Source organism: Cognatishimia sp. WU-CL00825 (assembly GCF_040364665.1).
GTDB lineage: Bacteria > Pseudomonadota > Alphaproteobacteria > Rhodobacterales > Rhodobacteraceae > Cognatishimia.
Genome location: NZ_BAABWX010000001.1, coordinates 853,693 through 867,981, shown reverse-complemented (window position 1 = coordinate 867,981; position 14,289 = coordinate 853,693). Strand labels below are relative to the sequence as shown.

The window sequence follows — 14,289 nt, the reverse complement described above, 5'->3', positions numbered from 1 at the left end:
TATCCAAGATGACATTGCAGACACCCGTTTCTCGACTCTGTTTGGGGTCTCAGAATTTCCGGAAAATTCATAGTGTCGGTTGGTCAGGATATTGCCTGCGCTACGCCAACGCTTTAGCCAAAAAAGATCGACTTTTTGGATCAGAGAACAGATGTCAAAATGACCTCTGCGCGCAGGCGGGGGGTGCCAAAAATTCAAAATATGTCAATGACTTCGGGAATTTTTGGCTCCGACGGTAGGGATCGAACCTACGACCAATTGATTAACAGTCAACTGCTCTACCGCTGAGCTACGTCGGAACAAATACGGTATCTTTTTCGTTGGCTCCGGCGGTAGGGATCGAACCTACGACCAATTGATTAACAGTCAACTGCTCTACCGCTGAGCTACGCCGGATCAACGAGGGACCGTATAGCTAACGAAATTTCCGGCGTCCAGTGGCGCTGTCGGTTTTTTTTCGTTTTCGCGCCGGTTTTTTAAATAAGTTGAAAAATAGCTTTTGATTCAAGCGTTTGATGCGGTGCAACGCGACCCCTTTTGTAGAGATCAACCAGATGCGCCAACACGTTGCGTTCGGCGGCGCGCAAAAGCGCCGGGTTTATGTCGTGATAGATCTGCGCGGTTAGTTGCGCCGCGTTAGCTTGTCTATTTTCCAAAGCTTTAACGATCTGGTTTTCACGGGATTTACGGTGCGATATCAGCCAATTTAAGCGATCGCCCGGATTGTCAATCGGCGCGCCATGGCCAGAATAGAACTTGAGCCATTTTCCGCCCTGTAACATGTCACACGAGGCCATGAAGTCGGTCAAATCGCCATCAGGCGGCGATACAAGCGAGCTGGCCCAGCCCATGACGTGATCACCGGTAAAGCAGACCTCATCCCAGGACAGGCAAATGTGATTGCCTATGTGCCCAGGGGTATGTAGCACTTTTAAAGGGGCAAGTTCGCAGTCAATTTCCTGATGATGTGACACCTCGTGGTGGGCCTGAAACAGCAGATCAATGCCTTCGCCGCCACCGATGTCTCCTTGCAGCGAAAGCTGCCGCATCACGGCGCTGCGCCCGGCATCCGCATCGCCAAACCCATATATTTCTGCGCCGGTCTGAGCTGAAAGACGACGGGCAAGCGGCGAGTGGTCTTTGTGGGTGTGGGTGACAATGATCTTGGCAATGGTTTGATCGCTGCCCACGGCCTTTAGGATGGCGTTCAGGTGACCTGTGTCATCAGGGCCTGGATCAATCACCACAAGCTCTTTGTGGCCCAATAGATAGGTGTTGGTGCCCCAATGGGTCATTGGAGACGGGTTGGGGGCCAGCACGCAACGCAAACCGGGTTGCAGCTGTTTTGCCTCTCCAACTTGTAAGGAAAAATCTGTCTCTGGGGGGCGCATCAGGCTTTCCTTCCGGCGGCGGGCAGGTCATGGTTTACCCTATGAAATTTGCTTGGCTCAAACGATATGTTCCGCGCGGTCTGTATGGCCGAGCTGCGCTTATTCTAATTTTACCCGTGGTCACGTTGCAACTTGTTGTTTCTGTTATCTTTATCCAACGTCATTTTGAAGACGTAACGTCACAGATGACCCGCGCTCTATCCGGAGAGCTTATATTTGTACTGGACGGGGTTGCGGCACAAGCCTCGCCAGAGGCAGTGCAAAAAACGGTTTTCCCCGTGGCGCGCAGTCTGGGGCTTGATCCGAGCTTTCGCCAAAGTGAAACAACACAGAATCAACGCCGCTGGTATGATTTTTCTGGCACGGTGGTGATGCGCGAATTACAGGCCGAGATTGAGGGCATTCAGGCAATTGAATTGCCGGATGATAAACTGGCCAGAGTGATCATAGACACCCAGTTTGGGCCGCTTGAAATTGGATTTGACCGCGAACGCGTTTCGGCCTCTAACCCGCACCAATTGTTGGTAAATCTGGTGTTCTTTGGGATCTTGATCACTTTTATTGCCTTTTTGTACCTGCGCAATCAATTGCGGCCGATCACCCGCTTGGCCGCCGCCGCCGAGGCCTTTGGACGTGGACGGCACGTACCATATTCGCCAGCGGGGGCGATCGAAGTGCGTGCCGCGGGCAGCGCCTTTCTGGACATGCGCGCCCGCATTGAACGCCAGATTGAACAGCGCACGCTGTTGCTGTCCGGTGTGAGCCACGATTTGCGCACACCGCTCACACGCCTGCGTCTGGGGCTGGCGATGCTGGAAGATGAGGACCGGCACGCGCTAGAGCAAGAAGTCGAAGATATGCAACACATGCTGGACGGCTTTCTAAGCTTTGCGCGCGGGGCCTCTGAGTTGACCGCTGAACCGGTCGATCTTTGTGGGTTTCTGGCTGAAATCATCGAAAAAGCCTCTGCCGGCAGGGGTACAGCCACTTTGGCCCATTGTGATGTCGAGGCCGAAGTTTTGGTGAAGAAAATGGTTGTACAACGCGCGCTTGGCAATCTGATCAACAACGCCTTTCGCTATGGCACCACCGTGCATGTCAGCGCCATGCAAATGAAACGGTCGATTGTTCTGCGTGTTGAAGACAATGGGCCGGGCATCCCCGAGGACAAACGCGAAGAGGCCATGAAACCCTTTGCCCGCTTAGAACCTGCGCGCAATCAAAACAAAGGCAGCGGCGTCGGTCTGGGACTGGCGATTGCCGCAGACGCTGCGCGGGCCCACGGCGGCATGCTGCGGCTTGACCGCAGTGAAAAGCTGGGCGGTTTACAAGCCGATATCGTCATCGCTATCTAGTTTAGCAATTGTACGGAGGGAGCTCGGGGAGACATTCGGGGGGAATTTGGTAGGCCCGGCAGGACTTGAACCCGCAACCAAAGCGTTATGAGCGCTCTGCTCTAACCAGTTGAGCTACAGGCCCCTACCGAAGTGCCATTTGGCTATCATATTCTGTTATGGGGTCAAGCGCTTAGAGCCAAAAAAATCACGCCTTTTTGCGCAGCGCTTTGAATTCCTTTCGGATATGGGCCTCGTCATAACTTGTGTGCAACCACTGGCGAATGGTTTGTGGTTTCTTGCGGGCCGCTTGTTCATAGCTTTCAAGGATATGATCCAGCACACCGGTTTTCGACATGCGAAAATGGCCAAATCTGATCGAGAGCATTTTTTTAGCGAACGAAATAGGCAGCCCCAGAATTTCTATTTGATAAAAGGCACTTGCCAGCCCTGTGCGATCCGCGCCGGATTTGCAGTGCACCAAAAGGGGCTGTTTCTCAGCGCGCAGGATCTGCATCAGTTTCAGCAGCTCGGCCTTTTTTGGGGGTCTGATGGAATCGAGCTTTACCACTTGCAGTGTCAGCCCAAGATCCTTGCAGGCCCATTGTTCTAGCAGATAGGGCACCTCACAGTCTTTGCCGCGCAAAGAAAGAACCGTTTTGATGCCAAGTGCACGCATCTTACGCAGCCGTTGCGGGGTCGGGTAGTTTGAGCGAAAGAAATTCGGGCCGACTTGTGCAAAGTTGCTCCAGGGAATGCGAAACAGCCCATGATCATACCAACGCACAAATTTTTCAGCCGCCGGGATATCAAAGTCTTGCACCAGACGCGCGCTGGCACGCTGGCGATTGGCACTATCCCATCTTTGAATACTTTTGATAACGGACACGGTAAGAGCTATCCAAAGTTTCTGTGGTTTTCTGCAACCAAGGTAGCGCTTTACCGCTGATTTGGGTACAAAAAATGCCTTTGGTGCGATCTGGGTTAATCTTTGATGGGTTTTCCTTAAAACCAAGGTCGCTGCGGCTTGCGGGCATAGGCGTATTAATTTACTGCACAGGCCACCACGAAGGGGATTCAGATATGACCGATGGCAAGAACGGCATTACTTATGCAGATGCGGGTGTAGATATTGACGCTGGCAATGAATTGGTGGAGCGCATCAAGCCTGCGGCGAAGCGTACGAACCGTTCTGGCGTGATGGCTGGGCTTGGCGGCTTTGGCGCGCTGTTTGATCTGAAAGACGCGGGCTATCAGGACCCAATCCTTGTGGGGGCCACCGATGGTGTTGGAACAAAACTGCGAATCGCAATTGACACGGGCAATGTCGACGGCGTCGGCATCGATTTGGTGGCCATGTGCGTGAATGACCTTGTGTGTCAGGGTGCTGAGCCGCTGTTCTTTTTGGATTATTTCGCAACCGGCAAGCTGGAAACAGAAGTTGCTGCGCGCATCATCGAAGGCATCGCAGAGGGCTGTTTTCAGTCCGGCTGTGCGCTGATCGGCGGCGAGACCGCAGAAATGCCTGGCATGTACGAAGCAGGCGATTTTGATTTGGCTGGTTTCTCTGTTGGCGCGATGGAACGCGGCACAGCCCTGCCGGAGGGCGTGAAAGCTGGGGACGTTCTGTTGGGCCTTGCGTCAAACGGCGTGCATTCCAACGGGTATTCACTGGTGCGCAAATTGGTCGAGATTTCCGGTCTGGCCTGGGGCGACAAATGCCCATGGTCTAACGAAACACTTGGCGCGGCCCTGCTGACGCCAACACGGCTGTATGTGAAGCAAGCCTTGGCCGCTGTACGGGCAGGGGGTGTGCATGCCTTGGCCCATATCACCGGCGGTGGCCTGACAGAAAACCTGCCACGGGTTCTGCCCGAAGGTCTGGGCGCAGACATCGATTTGAATACTTGGGACTTGCCCGCGGTGTTTAAGTGGTTGGCAGAAAACGGCAACATGGATCAGGCCGAAATCTTGAAAACCTTTAACAGCGGCATTGGCATGATCCTTTCTGTCGAGGCTGACCAAGCGGACGCGCTGGTAGCCTTGCTGAAAGAGCAGGGCGAAACGGTCTATACTATCGGTACTGTGACCGAGGGTGAAGGCATGCGCTATACTGGGTCTCTCTTGTGAAGCAACGCGTTGCAATTTTTATCTCTGGCGGCGGATCAAACATGGTCCGTCTTGTCGAAGATATGCAAGCGGGTGATCACGCGGGGGAACCCGTGCTTGTGTTGGCCAACAGCGCTGATGCTGGCGGTTTGGAAAAAGCGCGTGCGATGGGCGTGGCAACCGCGGTTGTCGACCACCGGCCCTTTAGGGGCGACCGGTCAGCATTCGAAAATGCATTGCAAGCAGAGCTTAACAAAGTCTCGCCGGATGTTTTGTGTCTGGCAGGTTTTATGCGTGTCTTGACCGAAGGGTTTGTCGCCCCTTGGGAAGGTAAAATGCTGAACATTCATCCCTCATTACTGCCAAAGTACAAAGGGTTACACACCCATGCTCGTGCATTAGCCGCAGGTGACACTGAACACGGATGTTCCGTACACCTGGTAACGCCAGCGCTGGATGACGGCCCGATTTTGGGACAGGCAACCGTGCCGATAATGCCGGGTGATACACCTGATGATTTGGCAGCACGGGTTTTGGTACAAGAGCACAAACTATACCCGGCTGTGTTGCGGCGCTTTTGTGCTGGCGACCAAACCTTGCTGTCTTTGTAAATGCCATCCCGGGGAAAGGGCGATCAATCGCTGGCCCCAATTTCGGCAAATTTGCAATTTATGGTATTTCTGAGTAAGCCTTGTGCTGGGCACAAGACAACAACAAACAGAAGACGAACCCCTTCATGAAGACACTGACGACGACGGAAGAGCTTGCGCAATACTGCGAGATGGCACGAAATTACCCATATGTCACGATCGACACGGAGTTTCTGCGCGAACGCACTTACTATTCAAAGCTGTGTTTGATTCAATTGGCGGTGGCTGGCAACGACATCGAGGAAGACGCCGTTTTGGTGGATCCTTTGGTGGGCGACATGTCCCTAGAACCGCTATACGACCTGTTTCGGGACACAAATGTTGTCAAAGTCTTTCATGCGGCACGTCAAGATCTAGAAATCTTTTTCATCGAAGCAGGTGTGTTGCCAGATCCGCTGTTTGACACCCAGGTTGCGGCCATGGTCTGCGGCTTTGGTGAACAGGTTGGCTATGAAACCTTGGTGCGTAAGATCACCAAGCAAGGGGTTGATAAAACAAGCCGATTTACAGATTGGTCTCGCCGCCCGCTGACAGATGCACAAAAGAAATACGCTTTGGCAGACGTCACGCATCTGCGCAATATTTATGAGTTCTTGGCTGCAAAACTTGAAAAAAGTGGTCGCACACGCTGGGTGGGCGAAGAGCTGCAGGTTCTGACCAGCCCAACAACCTATGTTGTCGAGCCAGAAAACGCTTGGAAGCGTGTTAAAACCCGCACAACAACCCCAAAATTCTTGGCCATAGTAAGGGAATTGGCGCGGTTTCGCGAAACCCATGCGCAATCGCGCAATGTCCCACGCAATCGGGTCTTTAAAGATGACGCGTTGATTGAACTTGCGTCAACAAAACCCGGATCGATGGCAGATCTGGGCCGTTCGCGTTTGTTGTTGCGCGAAGCACGCAAGGGCGAGATCGCCGAGGGCATTTTACAAGCTGTGAAAGCCGGCATTGCTTGCCCCGCTGACAAAATGCCCCGTGTGACCAACCCTAAAGACAAACAACAGGTTAACCCTGCTTTGGCGGATTTGCTGCGGGTGTTGCTGAAGTCAAAAACCGAAAGCTCTGGCGTGGCGAGCAAGCTGATTGCACCGGCGGCTGATCTAGACGCGATGGCATCAGGCGAACGTGACATTGCAGCCTTGTCGGGCTGGCGCCTGGAAGTGTTTGGCGAAGACGCCTTGCGGCTGTGTGAGGGGCAGATCGCGCTTACCGCCAAAGGCAGCAGCATCAAGATCGTGCAGCTGCCCTAAGGTTTACAAGCTTAGCGGCGCCGAACTTGCAGCGCGCCGTTTGCCCCCAAAACGCGAATGGTGCGCACAGACTGCAAATCTTGATCGGTCTTAAACACCGCTACAGTCAACTCACGTGATCGTTCTGGTCCCTGACGAAAACCGCTTGGCTGAACCGCCAGTAGGGTAAAGGTCAGCACCCCATCCACTGGCAGGGCCCGTTCGTTCTCTGGCTTAAGCAACACGTCATAAGCGCCCTGTGTCGAGGCCACGCCTTTGACACGGATCACCGCCCCGCCAGAGGCGCGCTCGATTTTCAATTCGGTGACATTTGCAATAATTTCGCCCGCATAGGCGGCATCGTCACGCTGAAAGATGCTGTCTTTTTTACGTGGAATCAGAGGATTGATCTCTTGGACGCTGGCGGTTTCGACCTTTTCGGCGCGACCAAACCAATTGACCGGATTAAACCGGGAACCGCAGCTTGCCAAAATCATGGTCGACACCAAAAGAACACCCAGGGATTTACGCATCATCTGCCTCATTCGCTTTGCATCAGGGTTAGCGCATTGTCACCGGTTTGAAAAGCCGCAAGCGGGGCTGGACCTTTTGTTCTGTGCAGCCTAGGTGAATGCCATCAAGAGGGAAGACCATGGCAACACAAGCGTTTGAAGACATTGTTGAAGACTTTGAGTTTCTGGAAGACTGGGAAGACCGCTATCGGTATGTGATTGAGCAGGGTAAAGCCATGGCCCCGCTGGATGACGCATTGCGCGTGCCAGCCACCAAGGTTGATGGCTGTGCCAGTCAGGTTTGGTTGCAGCCTCTGATCAACGACGGTGTTTTCGCCTTTGAGGGGGCATCAGACGCAATGATTGTCAGCGGGCTGATCGCGGTGTTACAAAAGCTTTATAATGGCTTGCCGGTTGCGGATGTGTTGTTGGTGGATGCCCGGGCCGAAATGGAACGTCTGGGCCTGAACGAGCATTTGTCCTCCCAGAGATCCAACGGATTGCGCGCGATGATTGAGCGAATTCGTCTGGTGGCCAGTCAGGCGTAATTTGCCCTGCGGGCAAAGCCTGCGGCGCGAGTATTTCTGGAAAGATGAAGCCCTAGGGCGCGTCTTTGTAGTGCCGTAGGACGTAGAGGCGGATGGCGCTTGCAAGACCTGTATCAAACCCGCGATCAGCATCAATTTCAGCGGCTAAGACATTGATGGGTTTACTGTTTTTGGATGCTATTTCTTTAAAGGCGTGCCAAAAATCATCCTCGAGCGACACGCTGGTACGATGCCCTTTGAGTGTGAGAGAGCGCTTTATTGGCCGGCTCATCTGTCGTCTCTTTTATGTGCATCAAGATGGTTTTTGGCGGTTTTCTCTGCCAGCATATCGCGTTGTTTTTCCGTTTTGGTGCGGCCAAATTTCGCGGCATTTTGATCAGCGCGGGCCTTTTTGTCAGCCCGCGCTTTATGTTTTTTGAACCGGTTAAGATTGACCGGCTCAGCCATCAGCCTTTGGGACCAATCATCTGTTCAGGACGTACAACCGCATCAAAGGTTTCAGCATCTACAAAGCCAAGCGCGATGGCTTCTTCTTTGAGGGTAGTGCCGTTTTTATGCGCGGTTTTAGCCACTTTGGTCGCGTTGTCATAGCCGATGGTGGGCGCCAGCGCTGTGACCAGCATCAGCGATTCCTTCATCAGCTTTTCAATGCGTGGCTCGTTGGCTTTGATGCCGTTCAGCATTCGGGTGGTAAAGCTGTCGGCCACATCACCCAGCAATTGGATGGATTGTAGCAGGTTATAGGACATCATCGGGTTATAGACGTTCAGCTCGAAATGACCTTGCGAACCAGCAAATGTCATCGCAGCGTTGTTGCCCATGACATGTGCGGCAACCTGGGTCATGGCTTCGGCCTGCGTCGGGTTCACTTTGCCTGGCATGATCGACGAACCTGGCTCGTTTTCTGGCAGGATCAATTCCCCAAGACCAGAGCGTGGACCAGAACCCAAGAACCTGATGTCATTGGCGATTTTATACATGCTGCCGGCGATGGTCGCCAGAGCGCCGGACATAAAGACCATGGCGTCATGGGCAGCTAGAGCTTCGAATTTATTGGGCGCTGTCACAAAGGGCAGGCCGGTGATTTCGGCCATATTGGCCGCAACGGTTTCGCCCCAGCCGTTTTTGGTGTTCAGACCAGTGCCAACCGCGGTGCCGCCTTGGGCAAGCTCATATATGTCGGGCAAAGCGGCATTTACCCGCTTGATGCCTTGCCGGATCTGATGCGCATAACCGCCAAATTCCTGACCCAATGTCAGCGGGGTCGCGTCTTGGGTGTGGGTGCGGCCAATTTTAATGATGTCTTTGAATTCTTCGGACTTGGCCTCTAGGCCCTCTGCCAATTTGGTAAGGCCGGGGATCAAAATATCGCGCACGGTCATGGCAGTGGCGATGTGCATCGCTGTTGGGAAAGTGTCGTTGGAAGACTGCCCCATGTTGCAATGATCGTTTGGATGCACCGGGTCTTTTGACCCAATCACGCCGCCCAAGATTTCGATGGCGCGGTTGGCAATCACCTCGTTGGAGTTCATGTTGGATTGTGTTCCAGACCCGGTTTGCCAGACAACCAAGGGGAAGTTGTCGTCAAACTTACCTTCGATGACTTCGCCAGCCGCGGCAATCACCGCATCGGCGATTTTGGCATCCATATCACCGCTGGCCTTGTTGGCCATCGCGCAGGCCTTTTTGATAACGCCGAGCGCGCGCACAATCGCCACGGGTTGTTTTTCCCAGCCGATCGGGAAATTCATGATCGACCGCTGGGTCTGAGCGCCCCAATACTTGTTGGTTGGGACCTCGAGGGGGCCAAAGCTGTCGGTTTCGGTGCGGGTTTCAGTCATGGTGACCTCCGGTCGATAAAATTTGACAAATTCATACCCGACCCACGCTAAAGTGCAATACTGTATACCATTGAATACCGCCCTAAACGCCGTTGTTTGCGGTAACCTATACAGATAAAAGTAATTAAAAGGTGCTCGGCACATTCTAAGCGCGGCAATTTCCCAAAAATCACCTTGTAAAAACAAGATTTGAACAGAAACTGGCAGCATACTCTGCCCAAGATTCATCAAGGCCCAATTCATGCGCAGTAAACCCAGGCTCAAAATTGCCTATCTTTGCGACCTCAGCCCGCACCTTGGCTGGACGTATTCTGGCGGCAACGCGCGCCTCTTTGAGGCGGTGCAATCCCATGTCGGCGATGTGGATTTTATCGACAACGGATGGGGCAAAGTTGAACTTTTACGCCGTCTGATTTTGAAAACCCCCGTGGCCATCAATATGCGCAGCCGATGGCGCGCGCATTATGCCTTGTCCAAAATCATTGCCACCCATGTGCAAAAACAGCTGCAACAGAAACCCTATGACGTGCTGCTTGGGGCCTATAGCCTGCATGCGATGGCCAATATCAAAGTACCAGACGGCATGATCCGCGCGTTTACATCTGATGCCACGCAATCCAGCTATCGTGGGTCGGAAATTGGCGCGGGCTTTGGCAGCTATTTTAAACCGGGCCGTCTGTTGGACAATTGGACCCAACAGCACGAGGCGCGCGCGCTTGCGGCCAATGATATCAACATTTGGCCATCTGAATGGCAAAAGGACCTTGCGGACCGCTGTTATGGGCTTGCGCCGGAAAAATCAATTGTGATCCCTTGGGGGGCCAATATTGCCAACCCGGATCCTGCGCAGTTGCATCCGGAGTTGTCCCTGTCATCCAGCGTGCGGCTTTTGCTGGTAGGGCGGGACTGGCAAGCCAAGGGCGGGCCAATGGCATTGCAAACCTTGGCAAAACTGCGTCAGGATGGCATCGATGCGCGTCTGACGGTTGTTGGAACACGTCCACCGGCTTCGCCCCAGGATGCATTTTTAGATGTCTTTGACAATCTGGATAAATCGGTGCCCAGCCAATTGGCGCAGTTTGAAAACCTGTTTCGCACCAGTCATTTTCTGGTTCAACCGTCCCTTGAATCCTATGGCTTTGCTTTCTGCGAGGCCTCTGCCTATGGCTTACCGTCGCTGTGCTTGCGCCGGGGTGGCATTCCTATTTGGGATGGGGTCAACGGACATGCGGTGACCGGCGCGCAGGGGGTAGCGCAGTTTTGTGATTTGATTAAGCATTATATTGCCGCGCCAGAAGACTACAAAACCTTGCGAATATCCAGTCGGCGCTGCTTTGAGAAAAAGCTGAATTGGACCGCCTGGGGTCAGACCACGCAGAGCTGTTTGCAGGAGTTATGCGATCGCAAAGCCTTGGCAATGGCCAGCTAGTTTCGGCCGTTTTTGGGCTAAATCACCCTTGGTGATCAAACAACTTTAGGGTTTTCTAAAGCTGTCCAGACTGACCACTTCCGCATCGCTTTTGGGCGCTTCTTCTTCGTCTTCTGCCTCATCGACAGATTCCACGCGGGCCACAAGCTCGGCAATTTCTTCCTCGAAATCATCATCAGATTCTTGGGTTTCAAAGCGCAGGCCAAATTCAACCGAAGGGTCCACAAAGGTCTTTATCGCGTCATAAGGAATATAAAGCGGTTCCGGCGCATCGCCAAAATTGAGAGTGATTGCAAAGCCTTCGTCGGTGACCTCAAGGTTGTCATACCAATGTTGCATCACCACGGTCATTTCATCAGGATAGCGTTCGGTCAGCCATGTGGCGATATTCACCAAAGGATGGCGGGTGTCAAAGGTGATAAAAAAGTGATGTTCGCCGGGCAGGCCGGTTTCTTTCACACCTTCCAAAACTTTTTGAATCAGCCCCCGCATCGCGTCGTGCATGAGATTGCCGTAATCAATCGTGCCCGTCATGGTCCATCCTACTTTCTGAAGTCTCGCTCAGCATAGTAGATTCGTATGGAAACAAAAGAAGCTAGCGATATTTTTGCGATCAAAAACCCGACAACCCTACGGCGCAGACCGCGCAGATGACCAAAACCCAAGGCAATGCCAACTTGCGGCGCATCAGCAACCAAGCCGCGAGTGCAATCAAGGCCAGTGGCAGCCACTGAAAACTAGAAAGAGCGGGAGCGGCGCCAAAATTTGTGTTGCCAACCTCTGAAAAGACCACATGCAGGCCAAACCAGATCGAAAGGTTCAAAATGACCCCAACAACCGCGGCGGTGATCGCATTCAGGGCTTGGTTCAAGCGCGGGCGTGACAACAACCATTCAACAAAGGGGGCGGCAGCAAAGATCCACAAAAAGCATGGCACAAAAGTACACCAAAGGGTCAAAGCCCCCGCAGCCAGCATTAGCATGATGCCAGATTGGTAATATCCAGCCAAAAGCCCAACAAATTCGGTGACCAATATCAGCGGCCCCGGGGTGGTTTCTGCCAGCCCTAAGGCATCAATCATTTGCGTGGTTGAAATCCAACCATGTTCCAGCGTGACCGTTTGGGTCATATAAGCCAGCACCGCATAGGCTCCGCCAAAAGTCACCACCGCCAAATTTGAGAAAAACAACGCGATATCAATCAAAAACCTATGATCAAAGGCCACAACAATCAGCACCGGGGCCGCCCAAAGCCCTGCCCAAATCAAGATAATCCGCAGGGTTTCTGACGCAGGGCGCAGTTCTATCAGGGGCTGAGGTTCCCGAGGAGCCACTTTGCGCAAGGCACCCAATAGCGCTGCGCAGGCGATGATGAACGGAAAAGGCAGTTGCAAGACATAGATGGCAACAAAGGCGATGGCCGCCAAACTCCAGCTAAAGGGGCCTTTCAGCGCTTTGTTTGACACTTTCCAAAGAGCCTGCAAAACAACTACAACAACCGCCGCTTTGACCCCGACAAAGCCGGCTTGCACCAGGTCAATCTCGCCAAAATTCACATAAAGCACGGCCAGGGCCAAGATCACCGCCGCGCCGGGCAAAACAAACAGCAACCCAGCCAACAACCCACCCAAGGTGCCACGCAGACGCCAGCCGGTATAGGTGGCCAATTGCATGGCTTCGGGACCGGGCAGCAACATGCAAAATGACAGCGCACCCAAAAATTGCTTTTCCGTCAACCAAGGCCGGTCATCCACCAGCTCTTTGTGCATCAGGGCGATTTGGGCCGCGGGACCGCCAAAAGACAGCAGTCCAATGCGTCCAAAGACGCGCCACATTTCCGCAAAACTAGGGGACATCTATTTTTCTCCGGTACTCTGCGGCCAATCGTGGCCTTCGGCAAAAGCGTCACGTGCCCAGCGATAAAGCGCATCATATATCGGAAGGCCAGCCTGAAGTTGCGAAGTATCGTCTTTGTATTGCCGCGAAAGCCCAGTCGAAATCGCCAAAAGACCCGCAGCTTGTGGCGAAAGATCATGGCGATTGGTGTCGGCGGCACGCACCACTTGCGCCAGACGATCCAGCGCTGTGTGGGCCAGCCCAAACCGCGAAATCATGGTATCAAATGTGCAGAGATCCCCCCGGTGGCTCCACTCTCCGTCGGGCATATCAAAGGCGGTGGCCGCAAATTTTTCGGCAACAGCTTCCACTTCGGCCGGGGGCACAAATAAAAATTGTGCAGTTGGATCAACAAAGCGGCGGATCAACCAAGGGCAAGCGATACGGTCAATTTTTGGTCGGTGCCTTGTGACCCACAGCGATGTGGTGGATTGCAAAATGCTTTGGGGTACCTGTGGCAGATTTTCAGCCTCCCAAGCGAACTGGCCACCTGACAAAACTTCGGCTGTCACACCAAGGTTGCGCAGCCAACTGGCAACGCCAAAGCTCAGCTTTTTGCCCTTTTGGCAGATTATCACCGCCCGGTCAGAACGGTTTTGTTGGGTGATATGGTTGTGAATGCGCGGCAAATCGGTGTGGGGCAGACAGACAGATGTTGGCACAAAACGGGGCGCGTCAGCGATATCTTCGCGCAAGCGCACATCAATCAAAACAGGGCAATCGGGCGTGCCAATCAAGCGCATCAAATGGGCAGGGGAAATTTCGTTTAGTCCAGGCATGGGGCATCCTTTGGTGTTTCAGAGGATGCGATTGTCTGGCCTAAGCCTCACGGGGAAATCGCGCTGCCCCATGTGCTAAAATTGGCATTGCCGGCAGGCTTAGTCAAGTCGCGATCATTGAAAGCTTTGCCCGGTCAAACACAAGGCCAGAGATTGCTCAGGCAATTGACCAAGCTGTTCAAATAGGCCAAAAAAGTCAAAACAATTATAGGTTTCGACCATCAAGCTCCCCTCAAAACGCACGCAAACCTGTCCCATTACATCAATAGGGGCCCCGTTGTGAGAGGCCCGCGCTTTGACATGATACAGCGCCTGCAACCACGGGCCATTTTCGGTCATTAGCTTGATTTGAATGTCAATATCTTCGACCAATTCCAGCATCAAAGGCACAAAATCACGATAGTCCCCAGACCCCATCGCCATATCAGGTAAAATACCATTGGCCTCTGTATCTGGTTCAAAAAACCGATCAATGGCGTCCAGGTTTTGTTTGTTCCAAACCTCTTCAAACCATTCGGTAAGCAAGTCCTGTTTCTGCGACATAGAAAACCCCAAAGACAATTTGAATGGGG

General features: G+C 53.2%; 16 protein-coding genes and 3 tRNA genes. 6 read left to right on the top strand and 13 right to left on the bottom strand.

The features are described 5' to 3' along the window. Positions 1 to 224: 224 nt before the first annotated feature. From ABXG94_RS04230 to ABXG94_RS04220, 3 genes are all read right to left on the bottom strand, one after another. A tRNA-Asn gene (locus ABXG94_RS04230) sits at positions 225 to 299 on the bottom strand. 22 nt (positions 300 to 321) lie between these two features. Then, positions 322 to 396, bottom strand: a tRNA-Asn gene (locus ABXG94_RS04225). A gap of 80 nt (positions 397 to 476) precedes the next feature. After that, complete coding sequence (locus ABXG94_RS04220; protein ID WP_353532507.1) at positions 477 to 1,391, bottom strand: MBL fold metallo-hydrolase; 915 nt, start codon at positions 1,389 to 1,391, stop codon at positions 477 to 479. Between the two features lie 41 nt (positions 1,392 to 1,432). Here ABXG94_RS04220 and ABXG94_RS04215 point away from each other — a divergent pair, with 41 nt between their 5' ends. Beyond that, positions 1,433 to 2,746: an ATP-binding protein gene (locus tag ABXG94_RS04215; protein WP_353532506.1), complete on the top strand. Its 1,314-nt coding sequence runs from the start codon at positions 1,433 to 1,435 to the stop codon at positions 2,744 to 2,746. Between the two features lie 47 nt (positions 2,747 to 2,793). On the opposite strand, the gene ABXG94_RS04210 is transcribed toward ABXG94_RS04215, so the two are convergent. Continuing rightward, positions 2,794 to 2,870: transfer RNA gene (locus ABXG94_RS04210), tRNA-Ile, on the bottom strand. Between the two features lie 63 nt (positions 2,871 to 2,933). Further along, positions 2,934 to 3,614: a tyrosine-protein phosphatase gene (locus ABXG94_RS04205; protein ID WP_353532505.1), complete on the bottom strand. Its 681-nt coding sequence runs from the start codon at positions 3,612 to 3,614 to the stop codon at positions 2,934 to 2,936. A gap of 194 nt (positions 3,615 to 3,808) precedes the next feature. Here ABXG94_RS04205 and purM point away from each other — a divergent pair, with 194 nt between their 5' ends. The 3 genes from purM to rnd all read left to right on the top strand — a co-directional run bounded on the left by purM (position 3,809) and on the right by rnd (position 6,734). Beyond that, positions 3,809 to 4,855, top strand: coding sequence for a phosphoribosylformylglycinamidine cyclo-ligase (gene purM, locus ABXG94_RS04200; protein ID WP_353532504.1), 1,047 nt, complete (start codon positions 3,809 to 3,811; stop codon positions 4,853 to 4,855). Continuing rightward, the gene (purN, locus tag ABXG94_RS04195; protein ID WP_353532503.1) at positions 4,852 to 5,445 is read left to right on the top strand and encodes a phosphoribosylglycinamide formyltransferase; all 594 of its coding nucleotides are present in this window, start codon (positions 4,852 to 4,854) and stop codon (positions 5,443 to 5,445) included. The genes purM and purN overlap by 4 nt, the downstream gene beginning before the upstream one ends. A gap of 125 nt (positions 5,446 to 5,570) precedes the next feature. Beyond that, positions 5,571 to 6,734, top strand: coding sequence for a ribonuclease D (rnd, locus tag ABXG94_RS04190; protein ID WP_353532502.1), 1,164 nt, complete (start codon positions 5,571 to 5,573; stop codon positions 6,732 to 6,734). Positions 6,735 to 6,745: 11 nt separating this feature from the next. Here the strand turns inward: rnd and ABXG94_RS04185 are convergent, their stop codons facing one another. After that, the gene (locus tag ABXG94_RS04185) at positions 6,746 to 7,249 is read right to left on the bottom strand and encodes a hypothetical protein (protein ID WP_353532501.1); all 504 of its coding nucleotides are present in this window, start codon (positions 7,247 to 7,249) and stop codon (positions 6,746 to 6,748) included. Positions 7,250 to 7,365: 116 nt separating this feature from the next. Here ABXG94_RS04185 and ABXG94_RS04180 point away from each other — a divergent pair, with 116 nt between their 5' ends. Then, positions 7,366 to 7,773 (top strand): SufE family protein, encoded by a 408-nt coding sequence (locus tag ABXG94_RS04180; RefSeq protein ID WP_353532500.1) that lies wholly within the window; start codon positions 7,366 to 7,368, stop codon positions 7,771 to 7,773. Positions 7,774 to 7,825: 52 nt separating this feature from the next. On the opposite strand, the gene ABXG94_RS04175 is transcribed toward ABXG94_RS04180, so the two are convergent. The 3 genes from ABXG94_RS04175 to fumC are packed head-to-tail and all read right to left on the bottom strand — an operon-like array spanning position 7,826 to position 9,614. Then, on the bottom strand, positions 7,826 to 8,044 hold the full coding sequence (locus ABXG94_RS04175) for a ribbon-helix-helix domain-containing protein (protein ID WP_353532499.1): 219 nt from the start codon (positions 8,042 to 8,044) through the stop codon (positions 7,826 to 7,828). Continuing rightward, positions 8,041 to 8,220, bottom strand: a complete 180-nt coding sequence (locus ABXG94_RS04170) for a DUF4169 family protein (protein ID WP_353532498.1) — start codon at positions 8,218 to 8,220, stop codon at positions 8,041 to 8,043. The genes ABXG94_RS04175 and ABXG94_RS04170 overlap by 4 nt, the downstream gene beginning before the upstream one ends. Next, the gene (fumC, locus tag ABXG94_RS04165) at positions 8,220 to 9,614 is read right to left on the bottom strand and encodes a class II fumarate hydratase (protein WP_353532497.1); all 1,395 of its coding nucleotides are present in this window, start codon (positions 9,612 to 9,614) and stop codon (positions 8,220 to 8,222) included. Before fumC ends, ABXG94_RS04170 begins: the two co-directional genes overlap by 1 nt. Before the next feature lie 241 nt (positions 9,615 to 9,855). Between fumC and ABXG94_RS04160 the strand changes: the two genes are divergently transcribed. Then, the gene (locus tag ABXG94_RS04160; protein ID WP_353532496.1) at positions 9,856 to 11,043 is read left to right on the top strand and encodes a glycosyltransferase family 4 protein; all 1,188 of its coding nucleotides are present in this window, start codon (positions 9,856 to 9,858) and stop codon (positions 11,041 to 11,043) included. A 45-nt stretch (positions 11,044 to 11,088) separates the two neighbouring features. Here the strand turns inward: ABXG94_RS04160 and ABXG94_RS04155 are convergent, their stop codons facing one another. The 4 genes from ABXG94_RS04155 to ABXG94_RS04140 all read right to left on the bottom strand — a co-directional run bounded on the left by ABXG94_RS04155 (position 11,089) and on the right by ABXG94_RS04140 (position 14,260). Beyond that, entirely contained in the window at positions 11,089 to 11,577 is a 489-nt protein-coding gene (locus ABXG94_RS04155) for an SspB family protein (protein ID WP_353532495.1), read from the bottom strand. Positions 11,578 to 11,656: 79 nt separating this feature from the next. Next, on the bottom strand, positions 11,657 to 12,898 hold the full coding sequence (gene chrA / locus ABXG94_RS04150) for a chromate efflux transporter (RefSeq protein WP_353532493.1): 1,242 nt from the start codon (positions 12,896 to 12,898) through the stop codon (positions 11,657 to 11,659). Next, positions 12,899 to 13,717 carry a chromate resistance protein ChrB domain-containing protein gene (locus ABXG94_RS04145; protein ID WP_353532492.1) on the bottom strand — a complete coding sequence of 273 codons (819 nt, stop codon included), beginning with the start codon at positions 13,715 to 13,717 and terminating at the stop codon, positions 12,899 to 12,901. Between the two features lie 114 nt (positions 13,718 to 13,831). Beyond that, positions 13,832 to 14,260, bottom strand: a complete 429-nt coding sequence (locus tag ABXG94_RS04140) for an ester cyclase (RefSeq protein WP_353532491.1) — start codon at positions 14,258 to 14,260, stop codon at positions 13,832 to 13,834. Positions 14,261 to 14,289: the final 29 nt, after the last annotated feature.

Coding starts and splice junctions, on each gene's coding strand:
- ABXG94_RS04220 (WP_353532507.1), bottom strand. CDS start 1,391: ATGCGCCCCCCAGAGACAGATTTTTCCTTACAAGTTGGAGAGGCAAAA.
- ABXG94_RS04215 (WP_353532506.1), top strand. CDS start 1,433: ATGAAATTTGCTTGGCTCAAACGATATGTTCCGCGCGGTCTGTATGGC.
- purM (WP_353532504.1), top strand. CDS start 3,809: ATGACCGATGGCAAGAACGGCATTACTTATGCAGATGCGGGTGTAGAT.
- rnd (WP_353532502.1), top strand. CDS start 5,571: ATGAAGACACTGACGACGACGGAAGAGCTTGCGCAATACTGCGAGATG.
- ABXG94_RS04185 (WP_353532501.1), bottom strand. CDS start 7,249: ATGATGCGTAAATCCCTGGGTGTTCTTTTGGTGTCGACCATGATTTTG.
- ABXG94_RS04180 (WP_353532500.1), top strand. CDS start 7,366: ATGGCAACACAAGCGTTTGAAGACATTGTTGAAGACTTTGAGTTTCTG.
- ABXG94_RS04175 (WP_353532499.1), bottom strand. CDS start 8,044: ATGAGCCGGCCAATAAAGCGCTCTCTCACACTCAAAGGGCATCGTACC.
- ABXG94_RS04170 (WP_353532498.1), bottom strand. CDS start 8,220: ATGGCTGAGCCGGTCAATCTTAACCGGTTCAAAAAACATAAAGCGCGG.
- fumC (WP_353532497.1), bottom strand. CDS start 9,614: ATGACTGAAACCCGCACCGAAACCGACAGCTTTGGCCCCCTCGAGGTC.
- ABXG94_RS04160 (WP_353532496.1), top strand. CDS start 9,856: ATGCGCAGTAAACCCAGGCTCAAAATTGCCTATCTTTGCGACCTCAGC.
- ABXG94_RS04155 (WP_353532495.1), bottom strand. CDS start 11,577: ATGACGGGCACGATTGATTACGGCAATCTCATGCACGACGCGATGCGG.
- chrA (WP_353532493.1), bottom strand. CDS start 12,898: ATGTCCCCTAGTTTTGCGGAAATGTGGCGCGTCTTTGGACGCATTGGA.
- ABXG94_RS04145 (WP_353532492.1), bottom strand. CDS start 13,717: ATGCCTGGACTAAACGAAATTTCCCCTGCCCATTTGATGCGCTTGATT.
- ABXG94_RS04140 (WP_353532491.1), bottom strand. CDS start 14,260: ATGTCGCAGAAACAGGACTTGCTTACCGAATGGTTTGAAGAGGTTTGG.